Origin of the sequence: Corynebacterium sp. TAE3-ERU30 (assembly GCF_019209925.1) — a bacterium.
Taxonomy (GTDB): domain Bacteria; phylum Actinomycetota; class Actinomycetes; order Mycobacteriales; family Mycobacteriaceae; genus Corynebacterium; species Corynebacterium megadyptis.
Window position 1 is genome coordinate 308,670 of the sequence record NZ_JAHUTO010000003.1, and the last position, 19,879, is coordinate 328,548.

16 protein-coding genes and 3 tRNA genes are annotated in these 19,879 nt (G+C 63.4%); 9 read left to right on the top strand and 10 right to left on the bottom strand.

Going from position 1 to position 19,879, the window contains the following annotated elements:
- Positions 1-146: 146 nt before the first annotated feature.
- The 3 genes from KR227_RS07425 to KR227_RS07435 form a co-directional block, all read right to left on the bottom strand.
- Positions 147-1,343: an MFS transporter gene (locus KR227_RS07425; RefSeq protein ID WP_218364725.1), complete on the bottom strand. Its 1,197-nt coding sequence runs from the start codon at positions 1,341-1,343 to the stop codon at positions 147-149.
- 216 nt (positions 1,344-1,559) lie between these two features.
- A tRNA-Arg gene (locus tag KR227_RS07430) sits at positions 1,560-1,635 on the bottom strand.
- Between the two features lie 30 nt (positions 1,636-1,665).
- A tRNA-Ser gene (locus KR227_RS07435) sits at positions 1,666-1,754 on the bottom strand.
- A 95-nt stretch (positions 1,755-1,849) separates the two neighbouring features.
- Between KR227_RS07435 and hisC the strand changes: the two genes are divergently transcribed.
- Positions 1,850-2,872, top strand: a complete 1,023-nt coding sequence (gene hisC, locus KR227_RS07440) for a histidinol-phosphate transaminase (protein WP_218364726.1) — start codon at positions 1,850-1,852, stop codon at positions 2,870-2,872.
- Positions 2,873-2,990: 118 nt separating this feature from the next.
- On the opposite strand, the gene KR227_RS07445 is transcribed toward hisC, so the two are convergent.
- Positions 2,991-3,077, bottom strand: a tRNA-Ser gene (locus KR227_RS07445).
- A 119-nt stretch (positions 3,078-3,196) separates the two neighbouring features.
- Here KR227_RS07445 and KR227_RS07450 point away from each other — a divergent pair.
- Positions 3,197-4,162, top strand: a complete 966-nt coding sequence (locus tag KR227_RS07450; RefSeq protein ID WP_218364889.1) for an NAD(P)H-quinone oxidoreductase — start codon at positions 3,197-3,199, stop codon at positions 4,160-4,162.
- Between the two features lie 184 nt (positions 4,163-4,346).
- Here the strand turns inward: KR227_RS07450 and KR227_RS07455 are convergent, their stop codons facing one another.
- Positions 4,347-5,501 (bottom strand): aminotransferase class V-fold PLP-dependent enzyme, encoded by a 1,155-nt coding sequence (locus KR227_RS07455; protein ID WP_218364727.1) that lies wholly within the window; start codon positions 5,499-5,501, stop codon positions 4,347-4,349.
- Positions 5,502-5,971: 470 nt separating this feature from the next.
- On the opposite strand from KR227_RS07455, the gene KR227_RS07460 reads away from it, so the two are divergent.
- The 3 genes from KR227_RS07460 (at position 5,972) to KR227_RS07470 (ending at position 8,693) form a co-directional block, all read left to right on the top strand.
- Complete coding sequence (locus KR227_RS07460) at positions 5,972-6,865, top strand: ABC transporter permease (RefSeq protein ID WP_218364729.1); 894 nt, start codon at positions 5,972-5,974, stop codon at positions 6,863-6,865.
- A gap of 64 nt (positions 6,866-6,929) precedes the next feature.
- On the top strand, positions 6,930-7,730 hold the full coding sequence (locus tag KR227_RS07465; RefSeq protein ID WP_218364731.1) for an ABC transporter ATP-binding protein: 801 nt from the start codon (positions 6,930-6,932) through the stop codon (positions 7,728-7,730).
- 60 nt (positions 7,731-7,790) lie between these two features.
- On the top strand, positions 7,791-8,693 hold the full coding sequence (locus KR227_RS07470) for a glycosyltransferase (RefSeq protein WP_218364732.1): 903 nt from the start codon (positions 7,791-7,793) through the stop codon (positions 8,691-8,693).
- Between the two features lie 7 nt (positions 8,694-8,700).
- On the opposite strand, the gene KR227_RS07475 is transcribed toward KR227_RS07470, so the two are convergent.
- The 4 genes from KR227_RS07475 to KR227_RS07490 all read right to left on the bottom strand — a co-directional run bounded on the left by KR227_RS07475 (position 8,701) and on the right by KR227_RS07490 (position 11,282).
- Positions 8,701-9,114 carry a GtrA family protein gene (locus tag KR227_RS07475; RefSeq protein ID WP_218364890.1) on the bottom strand — a complete coding sequence of 138 codons (414 nt, stop codon included), beginning with the start codon at positions 9,112-9,114 and terminating at the stop codon, positions 8,701-8,703.
- A gap of 120 nt (positions 9,115-9,234) precedes the next feature.
- Complete coding sequence (locus tag KR227_RS07480; RefSeq protein WP_218364733.1) at positions 9,235-10,278, bottom strand: plasmid pRiA4b ORF-3 family protein; 1,044 nt, start codon at positions 10,276-10,278, stop codon at positions 9,235-9,237.
- Between the two features lie 45 nt (positions 10,279-10,323).
- Positions 10,324-10,773 carry a hypothetical protein gene (locus KR227_RS07485; RefSeq protein ID WP_151530383.1) on the bottom strand — a complete coding sequence of 150 codons (450 nt, stop codon included), beginning with the start codon at positions 10,771-10,773 and terminating at the stop codon, positions 10,324-10,326.
- Between the two features lie 5 nt (positions 10,774-10,778).
- Entirely contained in the window at positions 10,779-11,282 is a 504-nt protein-coding gene (locus KR227_RS07490; protein WP_218364734.1) for a hypothetical protein, read from the bottom strand.
- A 113-nt stretch (positions 11,283-11,395) separates the two neighbouring features.
- Between KR227_RS07490 and KR227_RS07495 the strand changes: the two genes are divergently transcribed.
- Both KR227_RS07495 and KR227_RS07500 read left to right on the top strand, forming a co-directional pair.
- Positions 11,396-11,545, top strand: coding sequence for a hypothetical protein (locus tag KR227_RS07495; RefSeq protein ID WP_218364735.1), 150 nt, complete (start codon positions 11,396-11,398; stop codon positions 11,543-11,545).
- Between the two features lie 43 nt (positions 11,546-11,588).
- Positions 11,589-11,834, top strand: coding sequence for a hypothetical protein (locus KR227_RS07500; RefSeq protein WP_218364736.1), 246 nt, complete (start codon positions 11,589-11,591; stop codon positions 11,832-11,834).
- Positions 11,835-11,890: 56 nt separating this feature from the next.
- Here KR227_RS07500 and KR227_RS07505 read toward each other — a convergent pair whose 3' ends face one another.
- Positions 11,891-12,097: a YgaP-like transmembrane domain gene (locus KR227_RS07505; RefSeq protein ID WP_151550333.1), complete on the bottom strand. Its 207-nt coding sequence runs from the start codon at positions 12,095-12,097 to the stop codon at positions 11,891-11,893.
- Between the two features lie 192 nt (positions 12,098-12,289).
- Here KR227_RS07505 and KR227_RS07510 point away from each other — a divergent pair, with 192 nt between their 5' ends.
- Positions 12,290-15,280 (top strand): DEAD/DEAH box helicase, encoded by a 2,991-nt coding sequence (locus tag KR227_RS07510; protein ID WP_218364737.1) that lies wholly within the window; start codon positions 12,290-12,292, stop codon positions 15,278-15,280.
- 14 nt (positions 15,281-15,294) lie between these two features.
- Positions 15,295-19,878 (top strand): DNA methyltransferase, encoded by a 4,584-nt coding sequence (locus KR227_RS07515; protein ID WP_218364740.1) that lies wholly within the window; start codon positions 15,295-15,297, stop codon positions 19,876-19,878.
- Position 19,879: the final 1 nt, after the last annotated feature.

Below are 19,879 nucleotides of genomic sequence, written 5' to 3' on the forward strand. Positions count from 1 at the left end.
TCCTTAGAGGTTGTTCACTCACGATCGGGCGGGACGTGGCTGGAGGGAGGCGTCGATAAGCGCAGCACTACCCCGCACTCACCGCCCACTCTAAGGCGGAGATGTTCCCCTTCGCGCGCTAACCTACGATTGCGTACCCACGCTCGCTACCCCCGCCCCGCGCCATAGACCCGGCGCGAGGCCCCCACGGCGAGCAGGAGCAGCACCACCGCCACCGCGGCGCCGAAGCCAAGCATCTGCGGATACCCGAAACGGCCCGAGAGCGCTGTGAGCACCGCGGGGAAAATCATGCCGGTATAGGTGAGCGAGTAGTACACCCCGGAGAGACTTCCCAGCTCATTGGGTGCGGCGACCTCGATCGTCTCAGATAGGCCGGTGTACATGCAGGAGCCATAGGAAATCCCCAGCAGCACGCAGGCCAAGGCGACCCGCACCAAGCTCAGGTGCTCCACCACGTACACCGCGGTGCTCATCGCTAGCACCACGGCACCCAAGCTGAGCGCGGGGCGCAGGCGTGCCGGCACCAGCGGCATGCCGCGCTGCACCACGAAGCCAGTGATGAGCACGATGGTGATGAACATGCCGGTGAGAGCAATGGGATGCTCCATCTCGGGTTGGAAGCGCTGCGGCAGGATGGCGTTGCCCACGAAGGCGGTGCCGAATACCCAGGGCGCCACGGCGGCGGCGAGGAAGATGAAGCGGAAGCTGAACATGGCGCGCAGGGGAAATATGCCGCTGCGGCCATAATGGCCGGGCCCACGGCGCGGGGATTGGCGGGTTTCCTGCACCCCGAAGAGCAGCGGCTGGAAGGCGAGGGTGAGCAGGATATGAAAGACGAAGGGCAGCTGACCCGGCAGCGGCGCCCACTGCCCGATCAGCCCAGAGGCGCCCGCGCCCAGGCCGAAGCCGGCGCTGAGCGACATCGCCACGCGCATCGCCCCCGAGGAGGGCGCGGCGCTGGGATCGAAGCGCGGAGAGGAGAGCTCTTTGATCCAGCTGCCGCCCGCGGTCATGGCCATGCCCACGGCAGTACCAGCGCAGAAACGCCCGAGCCCCATGAGCCAGGCGGTCTGCTCGCCGCTGGCAATGAGCACAGAACCCAGTAGCGCCACGATGGGGGCGGGCAGCATGAGCGCCCGCCGGCCATAGCGATCCGAGAGTGGGCCGGTGGCCAATAGCCCGATCGCCACGCCGATGGCGTAATACACCAGCATGAGGTCCACGACCACCGCGGCCAGCGCCCCCTGCCCGCGGTAGTACACCAGCATCGGCGTGAAGCCATTTCCTCCCCACGCCACCCCGAACACAGGAAGCGCAACCCGAAGCCACTGCTTATCCTTCATGATTGTGAACTGTATTACATATTCGGCTGCTGTGGGGCGGGTTCGAGGAGCTTATCGACGCTCAGCCGCAGGACACTCAGCCCCGACGGCGGTGAGCACAACGGGCAGGTGTTCCATGGACATCGCCCGCTGTGGGGCGCGGGATCCATGACAGTGGGACAGAGCCCACACATGCGACAACCCCAGCTCATCATGGCGATGAACTGGGGTTATCTGTGGTGCGCCCGAAGGGATTCGAACCCCTAACCTTCTGATCCGTAGTCAGATGCTCTATCCGTTGAGCTACGGGCGCATTCTCACGCTCTCCGAAGAGAGGTGAGAGCGGAGACGAGAGGATTTGAACCTCCGGCCCTCCGTTAAGAGGGCAACTCATTAGCAGTGAGCCCCATTCGGCCGCTCTGGCACGTCTCCACGCGCATACGCAATGCGCTCAGGCCATAATAGCAATCATTTGTGGGGGCGCAAAAACCGTGGGTATCAGGCGACGAGTGCTAGTGTTAGGCACCATGATTCGCCCTGATCTTGCTTCTTTGCCGGCCTATGTTCCGGGCAAGCGCAATCCGCGTGCCCTCAAGCTATCCAGTAATGAAGTGGCGAGTGGCCCGCTGCCGGCCGTGCTCACCGCCATGGAGCAGGCCACCTCCCAGGCGAACCGCTATCCAGACATGGCAGCACTGGATATCCGGGAACAGCTCGCCGCGCACCTCGGCCTAAAGGTCGAGCAGGTGGCCGTGGGCTGCGGCTCCTCCGCGCTGTGTCAGCAATTGGTGCAGATCGCCTGCGACCGCGGCGAAGAGGTGGTGTTCCCGTGGCGCTCCTTCGAGGCCTATCCCATCTTCGCCCAGGTGGCCAACGCCACCGGCGTGCCGGTGCCGCTGACTGCGGATCATCGCCTCGACCTGCCCGCCATGGCTGCGGCCATCACCGACGCCACCCGTCTGGTATTCGTGTGCAATCCGAATAACCCCACCGGCACCACTATCACCGCCGCCGAGTTTGCTGAGTTCATGCAGGCCGTGCCGCGGGATGTGATCGTGGCCCTCGATGAGGCCTACTTCGAGTACATGCGCGCCACCGACACCCCCATCGGGCACACGGCGATCCACGAGTACCCGAACCTCGTCGCCCTGCGCACCTTCTCGAAGGCCTATGGCTTGGCCGCCATGCGCATTGGTTATGCCTTCGGCGCCCCCGAGATCATCGAGGCGCTGAACAAGGTGGCCATCCCCTTCGGCGTGAATGCCGTGGCCCAGGCCGCCGCGAGCGCCTCGTTGGCAGAGTCCGCGCAGCTGCTGCAGCGCACCGATGAGGTGGTGGAGCAGCGGCAGCGGGTGTGCCAGGAGCTGCAGGCGGTGCCCTCCGAGGCGAACTTTGTGTGGATTCCGCGCGAGGATGCGCTCGAGGTGGCGTCGGCACTAGCGGACAAGGATGTGCTGGTGCGCGCCTTCCCAGAGGGGCTGCGCGTGACCGTGACCAACGCTGCGGAGATGGATCGTCTGCTGAGCGTGTGGCGGGAGCTGGGGCTTTAACCTCTTAGGTATCTTAGACCTCTTAGGCTGCTGCGCCAGCCCCCATGCCGCAGCCTGTACCTGCAAAAAAAATGTAGCGCGGCACTGAAAATAACCAGTGTCGCGCTACATCTATATGCGGAGGCGGAGGGATTTGAACCCCCGGACCGTTTCACGGGTCGCTCGCTTTCAAGGCGAGTGCATTCGGCCGCTCTGCCACGCCTCCCTGCCTGCGTGGACCGCACTCGCAGGGGCGGGTGGGCCACAGACTCCAGTCATCCTAGCCGATTCGCCCCGCGTTCACCTACTGTGGAGGCTATGACTGAACACACAAAGCACGACACAATGAAAGCTATCACTCTCGTTGAATCCGATAATCCCAAGCGCCCGGATCTGGTGTGGGATGAGGTAGAGCGTCCCAGCCTCGCCGCGGGCGAGGTGTTGGTGGAGGTCAAGGCCGCGGGCGTCAATCGCGCCGATCTGGCGCAGCGCGCTGGCGCCTATCCGCCGCCGGAGGGTGCCTCCGAGATCCTCGGCCTAGAGATTGCGGGCGTGGTGGCCGATCCGGGCGATAGCGACTACGCAGTGGGCGATAAGGTGTGCGCCCTGCTCGCGGGCGGCGGCTATGCCGAATACGCCGCGGTGCCCGCGGGCCAGCTGCTCCCAGTCCCCGAAGGCTGGAGCTTCACCGAGGCCGCGTCCATCGTGGAGGTGGCCACCACGGTGTGGTCGAATATTGTGATGACCGCCCATCTGGAGAAGGGCCAAACGCTGCTGGTGCACGGCGGTGGCGGCGGTATCGGCACCTTCGCTATTCAGCTCGGCAAGGCCTTGGGCTGCACGGTGGCGGGCACGGCCGGTTCCGCCGAGAAGGTGGAGCTGATGACCCAGCTGGGCGCCGATGTGGCTATTAACTATAAGGAGCAGGATTTCGCCGAGGTCATGCGCAATAAGTGCAATGTGATCCTGGATGTGGTCGGCGGCTCCTACCTGGATTCCAATGTGAAGGCACTGGCCATGGACGGCACGGTGACCATCATTGGTTTGATCGGCGGCCCCAAGGGCGAGCTGAACGTGGGCCGGCTGCTCTCGAAGCGCGGCACTCTCGCTGCCACCACCCTGCGTAATCGTTCCACCGAGGACAAGGCAGAGATCGTGCGCCAGACCCAGCAGGGTGTGTGGCCGCTGCTGGAATCCGGCGAGATCAGCCAACAGATCTCCACGGTGCTGCCGATTACTGAGGCCGCGGAGGCGCACCGGATCATGGCCAAGGGCGAAATGACCGGCAAGATCATCCTCGAGATCTCCTAAGCACACCACTGACCCGCCGGCACAGCCAAGGCCCTATCCTGAGCGCGCCGCAGCGGGCACGGCTGCCGCCGCATATACACAACACCGCCGCGCAGCGAGGAAACGATACTCGGCTGCGCGGCGGTGAGTTCTGCTCTGAAGGCTTCTTCTATGACGCCAGCGAGGCTGGTGACAACAGCGGCGGTTATGCCAGCGAGGCCAGCACCCGGGCGAGCTGGTCGATATCGTATTCGGAGTTATAGGGCGCCAACCCGATAGTCACCGCACCACCGGCATCGGTGACACCCATCTCGTCCAGCAGCGGCGAGGCGGGCGGGAGCACGGTGGCAATGCCATTGGAAGCGAGCCGCTCCTGCACGGTGGCGGCGGGAACATCCGGCAGCACCACGGAGATCCGCGGAATACGATCTAAGTCCAAGGCCCCGAGATCGGTGGCATCACCGGAGACGCCCACGATGTGCACCCCGTGCAGGGTGAGTGATTCGAGCAGGTGATGATACACCTTGCTCAAATGGCTGGACATGTCCTCGAAGGCCATCTCAAGGCGACGTCGGCGGTTACCGCTGGCGTTTTCGTTGAGGTCTGCGTAGTGGTCGATGATCGGCGGCACACCGCCGAGCAGCCCTGGGGAGACGGCGGGAAATTCCAGCGGCCGCTGCAACCGGCCCAGCATGCTTGCGGAGCGGAACACGAGGGCGGAGACATCGGGGCCACCCATGCCGGAGACATCCAGCACCGCGATGTCGATGCCGAGCTCATCCATCGAGCTCAAGCGATAGGGCACCACGTCGCTGAGATCGGCCAGCACCCAGGCGCGGGCGCGACTGTGGGTGGCCTCGGCGATGCTGGTGATATCGTGCACCACGCCCAGCAGGCCATCGGCCGCGGGCAGCGCCACCAGGCGGGTGGCTCCCGTGACGAGCTCACTGAACTGTTCGGCGGGAATGGAGCCGAGGGTGAGATCGTATTGGGCGTAGATGGTGTTCTTGGCCTCGCGAGCAAAGGGCTCGAAGATCGGGTCCGGGCTGAGCACCACATCGGAGCGACGCAGCCGCGAGGAAATAGAGCGCGCCAGCGCGATGAGCAGGTCTTGGCGATTCGGGCCTAGGACCACGCAGTCGGCGCGGGTGCCCAAAAGGTCAGCAATAGCGCGACGGGCCGCGTCCTCGGTATCCTGCGCCCCCGTGCGCCCCACGCTATAGCTACGTGAATGGTGCCCAGTGGTGGGCTCGGGGCGCATCATGCTGCGACTGGTGCGGAAAGCATTGGAGAGGCCGGCGTAAACCTTTTCCGGAATTTGGGTCTGCGGGGCGTTGAGATAGATCCAACCATCACTCAACGAGACGTAGAGTCCACGTACACGTGGGGCATCGAAGACCATCCTGTGTTGAACGCTCCTTTACTTCTCGTGGTACCCCGCCGGATTGCACGGCACGCCGGCCGCTGGTGTCGCTGCGTACAGCCTTACCAACGGTAGTACACAGCTTACCCACCGCCCTAAGGTTTCCTGCAAGGCAAGCATCTAGCTCACAGAATGTTCACTCTAACCCCGCCGCCGTGCCTCCCTTCGGGTGTCTCCTGCGTCGCAGGGGCCACGTGCGCCACACCTGAGACACCCGCCGCAGCCGCCGTAGTCGCCGTGCTCCACCGCGTGCCCCACGCCCCACACCCCCGCCTCACGCAGCCCACGCAGCACCCCGCGTACATCCCACACAGCGCCACTCGCACACCCCACGCAACGCCCCAGGCGCGCCACCCCGCCGCCAATCTAGTCCACTTTTAGCGGCTGAACCTATAGGGTTATTTACTGTGTCAGACAGCCAATCACGCAACTTAGAGGCCACGATCGAGCGGATTACCCGCACGGATGAGACCACGGCGCCGCCTTCGCGTTCCCAGACGTTCGCGGCCGCGTGGTCGGATTTGGTGCGGGGCGCACAGCAGAATGAGCTGTGGCTGCAGCTCGGCTGGCAGGACATTAAGCAGCGCTATCGCCGCTCGGTGCTGGGCCCGCTGTGGATCACGATCGCTACGGGCGTGATGGCCCTCGCTTTGGGTCTGCTCTATTCGGTTCTTTTCCGCATTCCTTTGGCGGAGTTCCTGCCGCATGTGACGGTGGGGTTGATCATGTGGAACTTCATCTCGGGCTGTATCCGCGAGGGCTCGGAGGTGTTCATCGCCAATGAGGGTTTGATTAAGCAGCTGCCCTCGGCGCTATCGGTGCATGTGTATCGCCTGGTATGGAAGCAGACGCTGTTTTTGGCCCATAACTTGGTTATTTGGGTGATCCTGATGCTGGTTTTCCCGCGCAGTTTGGGCTGGGAGCTGCTGCTGGCCATCCCCGCGATGGTGCTGTTGCTGCTCAATGGCGTGTGGGTGGCTATGTTCTTTGGCATTGTCTCCACCCGTTTCCGCGATATTTCCCCGCTGCTGGAGGCGCTGACCCAGCTGCTGTTTTATGTGACTCCGATTGTGTGGACCACCCAAACTCTGAAGGATCAGGGCGGCCAGGTTGAGGGCCGTGCCCGGCTCGCGGAGTTGAATCCGCTGTATCACTACATGGAGGTTATCCGCGCCCCCTTGATCGGCGCGCCGCTGCCGGTTTATCACTGGTGGGTGGTGCTGGGCTTCACCGCCGCCGGTTTGATTCTGGCGCTGCTGGCGATGCGCACCTGGCGCTATCGCGTCAGCTATTGGGTGTAGTGCTTTTTCGCTTATCGACGCCTCCCTCCACTTTCACTTCCACATAAAGGTGCACAACGATCCCATGGTCTCTATCGATACCTACAATGCTTGCGTTGATTTCCCGATCTTCGACGCCAAAACCCGCTCGCTGAAGAAGGCGGCGCTGGGCGCTGCCGGCGGCATCATTGGCAAGAATGACTCCAATGTGGTGGTCGTGGAGGCGCTGCGCGATATCAATCTGCATCTGCAGGAGGGCGACCGCGTCGGCCTGGTAGGCCATAATGGCGCGGGTAAGTCCACGCTGCTGCGGCTGCTCTCGGGGATCTATGAGCCCACCCGCGGCTCGGCGCATGTGCGCGGCCGGGTGGCGCCCGTCTTTGATCTTGGCGTGGGCATGGACCCGGAGATCTCCGGCTACGAGAACATCATCATTCGCGGCTTGTTCCTGGGCCAGACGCGCCAACAGATGAAGAAGAAGATGGATGAGATCGCCGATTTCACCGATCTTGGCGATTATTTGGCCATGCCGCTGCGCACCTACTCCACCGGTATGCGCATCCGCCTCGCACTGGGTGTGGTCACCTCTATCGAGCCGGAGATTCTGCTGCTGGATGAGGGCATCGGCGCGGTGGATGCGGAGTTTATGGCGAAGGCGCGCAAGCGCCTCCAGGAGTTGGTGCAGCGCTCCGGCATCCTGGTATTTGCCTCGCACTCGAATGACTTTTTGGCCCAGCTCTGCGATACGGCGCTGTGGATTGATCATGGCACGATCAAGCAGGCCGGCACGGTGCCGGATGTGGTGGAGGCCTATGAGGGCAAGGGCGCGGCCGATCATGTGCGCCGCCTGCTGGCCCATATCGATGATCCTGCGGAGCAGAACTAGCAGTCGCGCCCGCCTCGAGCGCAGCCGCCGCCCTTGCTGCGGTATGAGAAGATAAAAGCTATGCCGCTGCACACTACGGATTCCATTGCCGCTGTTATCGTCACCCACCACCGCGCCGAGTTGCTGCGCCACTCGCTCGAGATCGTGGCCACCCAGACCCACCCCGTCGAGCACATCATCGTGGTGGATAATGGCGCCGAAGACGCGGTGCGGCAGCTGGTAGAGGAGGTTGCCGGGGAGCGTGGCGTCTATCTGCCGAGCCGCACCAATCTAGGCGGTGCGGGGGGGTTTGCCTATGGCTTCCTCACGGCTCTGGCGCTCGGCGCGGATGCTATCTGGTGCGCGGATGATGATGGCCGCCCAGAGGATACCGAGGTGCTCGCCACCTTGGTGCGCTGCGCCGAGGCCCACGGGCTGGACGAGGTCTCCCCTGTGGTGTGCAATCTGCAGCAGCCCGATAAGCTCGCCTTCCCGCTGCGCCGCGGGGTGGAGTGGCGGCGCTACCGCTCGGAGCTGGGCGAGGAGGAGCTGCTCGAAAACATCGCCTCGCTGTTTAATGGGGCGCTGTTTTCGCGAACCGCGACCGAACGCATTGGCGTGCCGGATCTGCGGCTATTCATCCGCGGCGACGAGGTGGAATATCATCGCCGCCTGGCGCGCTCGGGCCTGCGCTTCGGCACCTGTTTGCAGACGGCTTATCTGCACCCCGATGGTTCGGAGGAGTTTAAGCCGATCTTGGGCGGGCGGATGCACACCCAATACCCGGATAATGAGGGCAAGCGCTTTTTCACTTACCGCAATCGCGGCTATCTGATGAATCAGCCCGGCATGCGCAAGCTGCTACCGCAGGAGTATGCCCGTTTCGGCTGGTTCTTTTTGGTGCAGCGCAAGGATCTGCGGGGTTTCCTCGAGTGGTTCAAGCTGCACCAGCAGGGCCGCCGAGAGCGCTTCGAACGCCCCTAACCAGCCCCTAGCGCACTTTGAAGATCCACAACCGCTGGACGATGAAGTTGATCACGGTGGCGGTGCCTTGGGCGATCACGAAGGCCGCCACGGTAGACAGCCGCTCGCCCCAGCCCCAGCCGTAGAAGATGTTGTAGCCCACGGCGAAGAAGCCGAGGTTCACCACTGCGGTGATGGTGTAGAGAACCGCCACGGCGCTAAAGCGCTTGGCCGAGGGCTCGGCTTGGAAGGTCCAGCGGCGGTTGATCATGTAGGCGGTGAGCGTGCCAAAGATGAATCCCACGAGGCGCCCGAGGTTTTTGTCCACGCCAAAGACGATGTGCAGCAGATAGGTCAGGCCGAGGTCCACCACAGCCGAGAGGCCACCGGAGACGATGAACTTGAAGGCCTGCACGTGCAGCGACTTATCCTTGGACGCCATCGCGCCGGCGTCGAGGCCCTCTACGGAGGGCAGCGGTCCGGTGTATTCGGGCTTGGTCGAGTTCGCATCCACGTGGGGGATACTAGCACCCCTGGGCCTACATTCTGGCCCACGAGCGCTTTAGTCGGTGATGATGGCGCGCAGCAGGTCGATGCGCGCATTGTGCAGCGGCCCGCCCACCACGAGCAGATCGTTGGCGATGATCCCGAGCATCTCCAGTACCGAGAGCGTGCGCGAGGCCAGGGAGCGGATGTCATCGGTGACTAATACGGTGGAGCCGGTCCCGCGATGGCCGGCCCACACCATGCCTTGCATCACGAAGGCCTCGGTGGTGCCGCGCGGCATCCCGGCAATATAGCTGAGCAGCAGCAGCCAGGCGGCGTCATTGCTCACCACTTCCCGTTCGACGGGCAGGGTGCGACTCAGCTGCACCCACAGGGCCGCGGGGTCGCTGAGTGCGTGCCGGCCCACGGCGGTGAGCCCGCCCTCGCCATCAACTAGACCCAGCGCCCGCAGCAAGGGATCGCCGGGGACGGTGTCGTGCCGCTCGTGGATATAGTGCACCAGCGGTTCGAGCAGGCTGTGCCGCTCCGCTGTGGTGGCGCGCTGCCGGGTGTCCATGCCGAGCGCCACCAGCTGGGTGGCCTCCCAGAGCCCGGCGCGGTTGATCACGTCCTTCAGCGAGCTTTTCGCCCGGCTGAGCGTGGCCTCCACCCAGCGTTCGGAGTCCAGTTCACGGTTGATCACGTCCACGGAAAACTCCGGCTCGTCTAGCCGTCCTTCGCCGTCGATGCAGTGCGTATCGGAGCCGCCGATGCCGCTGAGGGTGGTGATCAGCCGCAGATTCACCGATAGGTGATCGTTGAAGCGGAAGCGGAAGTTCTCCTCGCCGAGGGAGCCCAGGGTGATGGCCTCGGCCGCCCATTGATCGAGTTCAGTGCTGGTTTTCGCGCCCGGTTTGATGGTGGCGGTGGGGGTGAAAAAGCAGTAGTCGCCGGCTTCTTGCTGGTCCAGTACTACGCGCATGATGCGGGCGAAGCGGTCCATGGGGATGCTGGCGGGAACACGGATGCGCCGCCACGCCCCAGAGGCGGGTTCTTCCACGTGGTAGAGCAGCGCGTAGTCGTAATCGTCGACCTCGAAGCTGGGATGGGACTGGTTCACACGGGCTAATCTAAACCACGCATGGCCGCCTCGCAGGGCGAGCGCCTAGCCTGCAGGCAGCGGGCGGTAGTTGGGGTCGGCGTCCTTTAATGCTTTACGACGCAACCTCGCCCGCTCCATGCCGTGCCAGACCTCGATGAGATCCACCACGGCGCGCACCCGCACCCAACACTCGCGGGCGATGGGCTCGCCACTGAAGGCGTCCTCATAGGATTCCCAGTCGGGATCCGTGATCGCCGGCAGGCGCAGGTTCTTGGTGGAGGCTTTGAGCTCCTCGGCGGCGGTGCGCATGCGCTCGACGAGGGCGCTAATCGCCTCGCGGGAATCCAGCACGGCATCCACCTGCAGCAGGTCTTTTTCGCGCTCGCGGCCCACGGGATAGTCGCCGCCGAGAATCCAGGCGCCCGCGGTCACGCCGGTGGCGGTATCGAAGTCATCGTCCACGTGCCAGATCACGTGGTGCTGCTCATCGGGGCGGTCGGTCACTGCAAGCATGGCGCCTACTTTCCTTCCTTGGCGGCGAGCTCGGCGCGCTGCGTGGCCTCGCCGAGGGCGTAGACGGCAGCACCGAGGCCGAGGCCAATATAGGTGCGGGGTTTGGAGACGCCAGCGGCGCGCAGGGCCGCGGAGGAGGCGTCGATAAGCGCGCTCTGGGCCTTGAATCCCGCCCAGAGGCCGGCGCCAGCGAGCGCGGCCTTGGTCCAAAAACCGCGGGGGCTGTCGACGGGGCGTTGATCGTCGGCGTCGAGGGTGGCGCGGATCTTGGCGAGGGCTACCTCGGGGTCATTATCGGGGTTATCGTCCTGGGTGGTGGCCCAGACGCTCACCCCGAAAGCGCTGGTGAACAGCGCGGTCGTGAGCACACCGCGGGCGAGGCGACAGGGCACATACTCCGGCAGAGCCACGGACACGGCGGTGGCTACGGCCGGGGCGAGGCGACCCACGAGGGTGTCGTCGAGGGTGTAGGTGAGCACGGGGGTGTCGTGGGGTTGGGGAGATGTCATAGCCGTTTAGCTTAGTCGCCACCCACGCACGCGGGTATGAACCCTTGTCGGGGCGCAGGCCAGAACATACACTACGGAGATATCCCCGTGTTCAGGGACAAGGAGGCACTGACATGGCACGTGAACTCATTGGGCTATTCAAAGTGGAAGATGGCGAGATAGACACCGATGCCGTCAACAAGGCGCTGCAGGCACTCAGAGCCACGCAGGAACGAAGCGCAGCAGATAAGGACGACGACGAGGACACCGAGGACGCCGACTAACGTCCGGTGCTGGTCGTTTGGCGCCAGCCTCTACGATGGGGGCATGGCGCTATTTGATCTGTTTAAAAAGAAGAAGCCCGTCGACCCGAAGAAGGAAACCTATATCGCGGCGGAGCATACGCAGCTGCCGCTGGATGGGTTCATGACTCGTCTCATGGCCGAGGAGCTGCCGCTGCTCGATAGCGCGGCGCGGGGACGGGTGTATGAGATTCTGCGCGACTACGACGGCCCCACCATCACCTCCCAGGAAGAACTCCCCGAGGAGATTCGCTCCCTCATGGATCTGTAGGGATCCCGTCCAGAGCAGGTGGGGCCGCGCAGGGTGTGCGGCGACACTACCGCGGGCTAGGCGGCGGAGTTGACGCCGAGGAAACTGTAGAGCGGGCAGCTACCCACATAGGCCGTGGCGCCGATGCCAGCTGCGGCACCGAGCAGGCCCGCCTTGGCCCCCTTTCCCTTTACAGCGAGGCCGGCGAGAGCCAGGGCGCCAGCGACCCCATAACGAACCTTGCGGTCTTCTTCACCAACGTTTTTCTTGCCATATTTACTCATGAACTCCAGTGTAGTCCTCCCCGCCCCTTAAGCTACGGTTCCGTAGGGTGAAGCTGCTCACGCAGTGCAGCCTGCGTTTATAGGGCCGCTGGGCGGGGCGAATCGCCTGCGATCACCCGCCCCGCACCCACCCCAACACGGCGTAGCTATATTGGCCCACCATGAGCGCTGAGTAATTAAACTTATGAAACTATGACTCAGCCCTCCGCAGCGGCCTCATCTGCTACCGCCAGCCCCCGCGACCCCAGCTACTTCGATCAGCTCGCGCCCGGCGTCACCGTGGAGGTGCGCAATGAGTCGTGGCTGGTCACCCACGTAACCCGCTCCACCGATGGCTTCCGCATCAAGGTCCGCGGCCTCAGCGATTATGTGCGCGATACCACCGCCACTTTCTTCACCGCCCTGGACGATGTCCGCATCTTCGACCCCGCCGCGGTCACTCCCGTACCGGATAATTCCCCGCGCTATCGCCACTCGAAGCTGTGGCTGGAGTCCACGATGCGCCAAACCCCGGTGCCGCTGCGACAACAGAAGCTCGACGTGGCCACCCGTATGCTCGCGGACCCGCTCGATTATCAGCTCGCGGCCGTGCGCATGGCTCTCGACCCCGAGCGGGTACAGCCCCGCGTGTTGCTTGCCGACGCCGTCGGCCTGGGCAAGACCCTCGAAATCGGCATGATCGCCGCCGAGTTGATTCGGCGTGGCCGCGGCGAGCGCATTCTGGTGGTCACCCCGAAGCATGTGCTGGAGCAGTTCCAGCAGGAACTGTGGACGCGCTTTTCCATTCCACTGGTACGTCTCGATTCGATCGGCATTCAAAAGGTGCGCCAGAAGCTGCCGGCCAGCAAAAACCCCTTCACATACTTCCCGCGCGTAATCGTGTCCATGGATACCTTGAAGTCCCCTAAGTACCTCGCCCAGCTGGAGAAGGTGAACTGGGACATCGTGATTGTGGATGAGATCCACAACGCCACCAATGCCGGCACGCACAATAACCGCTTGGTGCGCACGCTCGCGCCGCGCACCGATGCGCTGATCCTCGCCTCGGCCACCCCGCACAATGGCGACCCGGACTCGTTTAAGGAGATCCTGCGCCTGCTCGATCCTCTGGCCGTGAGCCCGAGTGGGGTGATTGATGAGGCCGCCGCCAAGGACCTCATTATCCGCCGCCACCGCAACTCCAAGGAGGTCGCCTCGGTGGTGGGCGATAAGTGGGCGATTCGCGCGGAGCCCACCAATATCCTCATCGAGGCCTCGGCGGAGGAAAATGCCGTGGCCCGCGAGCTCAGCGAGACGTGGGTGAGCACGAAACTGGCCGGCGATCTTTTCCCGTGGACCCTGGTCAAGGCCTATCTTTCCTCCCCTGCCGCCCTGCTGGAGACCATCGATAACCGCCTGCGCACTCTGGCCGCAGATTCCGCCTCCACCAGCAGCGCCGCCCAAGTGCAGGCCCTGCACCGGCTGCGCGAGCTGGCCGAGCGTATCACCCCCGATAATTCCAATAAGTACTTCCAGCTCGTGGACTATCTGCGCAATGAGGTGGGCATTAAGAAGCGCTCCTCGCAGCGAGTGGTGATCTTCTCTGAGCGTGTCGCCACCTTGCACTTCCTCGAGACCAACCTGAGCAAGGACCTCAAGCTGGGCAAGGGCGCGGTGAAGGTCATGCACGGCGGCATGTCCGATGTGGAGCAAATGGAGCTGATCGACGAGTTCAAGCGCGCCGATTCCAAGCTCCGGGTGCTCATTACCGGCGATGTGGCCAGCGAGGGCGTGAACCTGCACAGCCAATGCCACCACCTGGTGCACTATGACATCCCGTGGTCGCTTATCCGTATCCAGCAGCGCAATGGCCGTATTGATCGCTATGGCCAAACCAACCCGCCGCAGATCGCGACGCTGCTGCTCGATCCCGAGGAGGGCATCGGCGAGACCCACGTATTAGAAAAGCTCGTCGAGCGTGAGCACGCCGCCCACCAATTCCTCGGCGATGCCTCCTTGCTCATGGGCAAGCATTCCATCCGCAGCGAGGAAGATAGCGTCCGCGATATTCTTCGGGGCCGCCGTGATCTCGAATCCACTATCCGCACCGCAGAAGAGGTGGTGCGTGACGCCCGCGACCGCGCCGCCCGCCACGCCGAAGACCACGCCACCGACGCGGACGCTCCGGACGCGGATGCCCCCTCGGCCGAGAGCAGCGCGGATGAACGCGCCGTGGATGATCTCTGGGCCATGCTCAACAGCGGCACCCTGATCCTCGACGAGGAACCGGAGCAGCCACTTACCTCCTCGGCTACTCATAGCCTGTTCTCCAGCGAGCAGGACTATCTCGTGCAGGCCCTCGCGGAGGCGTTTCATGATGTGGCCTCGGAGTCCCCGGCGCGCGGCGGGGTGTCGATGGAGCTGCACGATAATGACACGATGGAGCTGACTCCCCCATCGGATCTGCAGCGCCGTTTCGATCTGCTGCCCCAGGACTACGTGGACTATCGCCAGGTCAAGAAGCGCCTAATGCTGGCCACCTCCACCGCCCGCGGCGAGTCGCAGCTGCAGGCGGCCCGCGATAACGATTCCAAGACCTGGCCGAAGGCGCACTATCTGGGCCCGCTGCACCCGGTATCGGATTGGGCCGCCGATCGCGCCCTGTCCTCGATGGCTAAGTCCGAGATTCCCGCATTCACCGGCGCTGTGGAGGAGCTCACGGTGCTGCTCATGGCCACGCTCACCAGCTCCCGCGGCCAAGTGGTCACCCGTTCCTTCCTGCTGGCCACCCCAGGCCAGTTCGGCCTAGATGTGCCCGAGGGGATTCCTGCGGCCACGGTGGATACCGTCACCGATCCCGTCGCCATGCTGCGTGAGATCGGTTTGAATGAGCAGGCTATTTCCACTGGCTCGCTCAGGGTTCCGCCGGAGACGAACCGGCTGATCCGCGCGGCGCTTGATGTCGCGGAGACGCATGTCGACGCCATCCAGAGCGCCGGCATCGCCGAGGCCGAAAGCCGCGCCGCGGCGTGGTCGGAGCGCGCCGCCGAATGGGAAAGCGCCATCGGCCACAGCTCCGGCCGGGCGCCCCGCTCTCGTGCCGTGGTGGACAAGCAGCGTGAGATGCTCGTGGCCACCCGCCCGCAGCGTTCCCTTATCCGTCCCCTCGCCGTCATCATTCCCGCCACCACCCCCAGCGCATAACAAGGATCTCCCCCATGGCTTCTTTCGATTCCATCGCCAACGTTGACGAGTGGATCAGCGATTACTACCTGACCAACGATGAGAACACCAAGGGCGCGTCCTTTGGCAAGCGCGCCGAGGACGCAGTGAAGGTGTGGAAGGCCGACGATAAGGATTCCGCGTCCTCCACCTCCCCGTGGGGTCGGCTCACTGCCCAGCGCAATGAGCTGCAGACGGCGCTATCCACCATTGACCCCGCCACTCCTTCCTCGGTGGAGGCCGCCGCCGCGGCCATCGAATCCGCCTGTGGCTATCCGCACCCGGCAGCGCAGGAGGTGCAGAGCAGCGCCGGCACCCTCGCCTTCACCGGTTCGCTGCAGCACAAGACCGCTACCCTTCGTGTTTCTCCCATCACCAATATTGAAGAGCTGGTGGAGGCCACCCCGCTGACCCTGCCGAGCCTGGATGGCGCCGAGCTGGAGTGGTCGGCCACCAAGCTGGTGACGGAACTATTCCTCAGCGAGGAACAGCCGGCCTTCATCGTGCTGATCGCCGGCTCCTGGGTGATTCTCGCCGAACGCGATTCCTGGCCCCTCGGTCGGTATTTCGGCGTGGATGTGGCCCTTGCCGCCGAGCGCAATAACACCAAGAATCGCGGCGAGCTACAGCAGGTGTGCGCCGCCCTGGCGTGGGAGAACATCACCTGCGCCCCCGATGGCAGCACCTGGTGGCTCGAGACGCTCGCCGAGTCCCGCGAGCACGCCGTGAAGGTGAGTGAAAGCCTCCGCCAGGCCATTAAGGAATCCATCGAAATCATCGGCAATGATGTGCTGGATCGCCACCGCGAGCAGCGCCTGCCGATTGATCTCGACGGCAATGAGCTGGCCAAACAATCGCTGCGCTATCTCTATCGCATCCTCTTCCTACTCTTCGCCGAGGCCTCTCCGGAGCTGCAGATCCTGCCCACCGGAGTGCCCGAATATGACGAGGGCTATGGTCTGTCGAACTTGCGCGACCAGATCCTCATCGAACCACCCAGCGAGCGGGCCGCCCGCGGCACCTACCTCTACGACAGCCTCGATCTCCTCTTCTCCTTGGTGGATCAGGGCCATGATCCCTTGGACCCCACCGCCGAGCTTTTCGACGCCAACGCCGGCGCCGATGGCCTCCGCTTCCGGAATCTCGCCGCGGATCTCTTCAAACCGGATGCCACCGCGTATATCTCCCGCGTCAAACTCTCCAATGCCGCCCTCCACACAGTGCTGCAAAACCTGCTGCTCACCCCCGAAACCTCGGGCCGTGAGCGCGGCTTCGTCTCCTATGCCACCCTCGGTGTCACCCAGCTTGGCCAGGTGTACGAGGGCCTGATGTCCTATACCGGCTTCATCGCCACCCAAGAGCTGCTGGAGGTCGCGCCCCACGGCGATCCCTCCAAGGGATCATGGGTTGTGCCCGAGTCGCTGGCCGCCACTCTGCCCCCGGACAGCTTCGTCCAAGAGCGGATTGACGACGCCATCTCCGGCACCCGCACCCGCAATCGTCGCCACAAGGCCGGCTCCTTTGTGTACCGCCAATCCTCCCGGGATCGAGAGCGCTCGGCCTCCTTCTATTCCCCGCCGGTGATCACCGAGTTCACCGTGGGCCAGGCCATCGAGGAGCTGCGCAGTTCGGGGCGTATCAGCTGCGCCGATGATGTGCTGAACCTGAGTATCTGCGAGCCGGCGATGGGCTCCGGCGCCTTCGCCGTGGAGGCCGTGAACCAGCTGGCAGAGCTCTACATCACGCTGAAACAAGAAGAGCTCGATGAGCAGATTCCGGCGGAGTCCCTCACCGAGGAACTGCAAAAGGTGAAGGCCTCCATCGCCCTGCACCAGGTCTATGGCGTAGACCTCAACCGCACCGCCGTGGAGCTCGCCGAGATCTCGCTGTGGCTAAACACCATGACCGCCGATTTGAAGGCCCCGTGGTTCGGCCTGCACCTGCGCCACGGCAACTCGCTTATCGGGGCGACGCGTTCCACACTGAGCACAGACGCTCTCACCACCAAGCAGTACCTCTCGGAGCGCCCGCGGCACCACAGCGTGCAGACGGTCTCGGAAGCCATTATCACGCAGAGACCCGATCCGACGGTCTCCTCGCGGGTGCATCACTTCCTCGTTCCCGCCCTTGGCTGGGGTGCCGCCAGCGAATCCAAAGACCTCAAAGCCATGGCGCCCGAGCAGATCGCAGCCATGAAGACGTGGCGAAAGTCGGTGCAGAAGGGCTTTAGCAAGACACACGCCCGCGAGCTCGCGGAGCTCTCCGAGCGAGTCGAGGTGCTATGGCGCTTTGCTCTGGTGCGCCTGCGCATCGCAGAACAGCAGGCGCGGCGCACCATTAACCTATGGGGCCAGCCGGAGCAGCGCAGCGCCGGCGCGGTCACTCGTGCACAGATTGAGCAGGAGCTCTTCGCTAATCTCAATGGTTCCTATCAGCGCCTGCGGCTGATCATGAACGCTTGGAACGCCCTGTGGTTCTGGCCGCTGAAGGAAACGGAGCTGCTCCCCAGCCGTGAGGAGTGGCTGCGCATGCTTCACCACGCCTTGGGCCGGGCCAATGACGCCCTGAAGTCTGGAAAGAAGCAGGCCGAGGGATTCGGCTTCGCCATGGATTGGGAGGACTTGGACTTTATCGAGGATCTCGAGTTCAAGGCCTCCGGCGCTCTGAAGTACGAGGAGCTGCTGGAGGCGCACCCGTGGCTAGCCATCGTGGAGCGTGTCAGTGCCGAGCAGAGCTTCTTCCACTGGGATCTCGACTTCGCCGCCGTGATGGCCGAGGGCGGCTTCGACTTCCAAGTGGGTAACCCGCCGTGGGTGCGGCCCGACGTGGACGTGAACGGGCTCCTCGCTGAGCACGATCCATGGTTCAAACTTGCCGCCAAACCGACCCAAAAGGAAAAGCAAGCACGGCGCGAATCCTTGGCGGACAATGACGCTGTTCTTGCAACGATGTCGCGCGGTATTTCCGATTCGGTAGTCGTTGCCGCTGTGCTTGGCGATATCACCCGCTACCCCCATCTCAAAGATCAGCGACCTGATCTCTACCGGGGCTTCATAGAGCGCACCTGGGCCAATGCCAGCGATACTGGTGTGATCTCCCTGATCCACCCCGAATCACACTTCACCGAGAAGAAGGCTGCGGCCCTGCGCATAGGGGCCTATCGGCGCCTGCGCCGCCACTGGCAGTTCATCAACGAGCTCAAGCTCTTCGATGTGGATAATCACGTCACGTACGGCGTTCATGTTTATTCCATTGCCGTAGACGACCCCAGATTCCTTTCTGCGAACTCTCTCTACCACCCCACGAGCGTGAGCGATTCTTTTAAGCACGATGGAAGCGGCATACTCCCCGGTTTCAGGGACGAGAACGATAACTGGGATCTGCGGCCCCACCGTGATCGCATTGCCACCGTGGATAAGAACACCCTCGAGCTGTGGAAGTCCGTTCTCGAGGATCCCGACACGCCGCTGCTGGAAACGCGCATGGTCTATACCGTGAACACCGCTGCTGCCGCCGTTCTGGAAAAGCTCGCTGCCGCAGATCGTATTGGTTCGCTGGGGCTACAGTTCTCCATCGGTTGGAATGAAACCACAGACAAGAAGAAGGGGTACTTCGACACCTCGTGGCAGCATCCAGATTCCTGGGCCGAGGCGATTCTGCAAGGCCCACATCTGGGCGTATCCACGCCCATGATCAAGCAGCCCAATCCCACGATGAAGAGCAACAAGGACTGGTCCGAGATCGACCTCGAGGCCGTAGCCGAAGACTTTATTCCTGCGACCTCATATGCATTCGATGATTCCTTGGATCAAGCTGCAATAAATGGCTTGTTTGGCACGTGGACCGTAGACGGGAAAAAGGAGTACGCATCATCGTTTTCCCGCGTCGGATGGCGAAACATGGCTGCGACTACCGGTTTTCGGACGCTCTACCCTGCTCTACTGCCCCCAGAATCCACGCACTTGTACACCATTACCTCTGCTGGGCCGATGAGGGACGAGAGCACACTTGCCGCAGCGTTCACAGCCAGCTCGTTCCTTGTAGATTTCTATCTTCGGTCGACCGGAACAGGGCATATTATGGCGACTGTTTTCGAAGTGCTCCCCCTCGGCACCGAGAACGCGCTGTGGCCCATCGCGGCTCGCCGCTATCTGGAGTTGAACTGCCTCACTCGCGCCTATGCGCCCTTGTGGGAGCAGATCACGGGTGAGGAGTGGACGCCGGAGACGCCGCTGCGGAACGCGAAGGAGCGCTGGCATGCACAGAATGAGATTGATGCCATTGTGGCCTTGTCCTTGGGTATCAGCGCTGATGAGCTGTGCATGATTTATCGCACCCAATTCCCCGTGATGCGTCGCTACGATCAACAGCACCTTTATGATGCGCATGGCCGTAAAGTACCGAAGGAGATTGTGAAGCTTCAGGAGAAGCTGAAGCCCGGCGCGGAGCTGTCCGCGGCGGAGCGAACCTGGACGCACCCGCAGTCTGAGGTGTCCTATACCTTCGACTACCCCTTTGCCCCGCTCGATCGTGAAGCCGATCTGCGGGCCGCCTATGAGGCTTTTTCCAAGGAGCTATAAC

Excerpts from the sequence above, each read along its gene's own strand:
- KR227_RS07450 (WP_218364889.1), top strand. The coding sequence starts at position 3,197 with ATGAAAGCTATCACTCTCGTTGAATCCGATAATCCCAAGCGCCCGGAT.
- KR227_RS07505 (WP_151550333.1), bottom strand. The coding sequence starts at position 12,097 with ATGAGTAAATATGGCAAGAAAAACGTTGGTGAAGAAGACCGCAAGGTT.
- KR227_RS07425 (WP_218364725.1), bottom strand. The coding sequence starts at position 1,343 with ATGAAGGATAAGCAGTGGCTTCGGGTTGCGCTTCCTGTGTTCGGGGTG.
- KR227_RS07465 (WP_218364731.1), top strand. The coding sequence starts at position 6,930 with ATGGTCTCTATCGATACCTACAATGCTTGCGTTGATTTCCCGATCTTC.
- KR227_RS07490 (WP_218364734.1), bottom strand. The coding sequence starts at position 11,282 with ATGACATCTCCCCAACCCCACGACACCCCCGTGCTCACCTACACCCTC.
- KR227_RS07510 (WP_218364737.1), top strand. The coding sequence starts at position 12,290 with ATGACTCAGCCCTCCGCAGCGGCCTCATCTGCTACCGCCAGCCCCCGC.
- KR227_RS07500 (WP_218364736.1), top strand. The coding sequence starts at position 11,589 with ATGGCGCTATTTGATCTGTTTAAAAAGAAGAAGCCCGTCGACCCGAAG.
- KR227_RS07475 (WP_218364890.1), bottom strand. The coding sequence starts at position 9,114 with ATGGCGTCCAAGGATAAGTCGCTGCACGTGCAGGCCTTCAAGTTCATC.
- KR227_RS07485 (WP_151530383.1), bottom strand. The coding sequence starts at position 10,773 with ATGCTTGCAGTGACCGACCGCCCCGATGAGCAGCACCACGTGATCTGG.
- KR227_RS07515 (WP_218364740.1), top strand. The coding sequence starts at position 15,295 with ATGGCTTCTTTCGATTCCATCGCCAACGTTGACGAGTGGATCAGCGAT.
- KR227_RS07495 (WP_218364735.1), top strand. The coding sequence starts at position 11,396 with ATGGCACGTGAACTCATTGGGCTATTCAAAGTGGAAGATGGCGAGATA.
- KR227_RS07470 (WP_218364732.1), top strand. The coding sequence starts at position 7,791 with ATGCCGCTGCACACTACGGATTCCATTGCCGCTGTTATCGTCACCCAC.
- hisC (WP_218364726.1), top strand. The coding sequence starts at position 1,850 with ATGATTCGCCCTGATCTTGCTTCTTTGCCGGCCTATGTTCCGGGCAAG.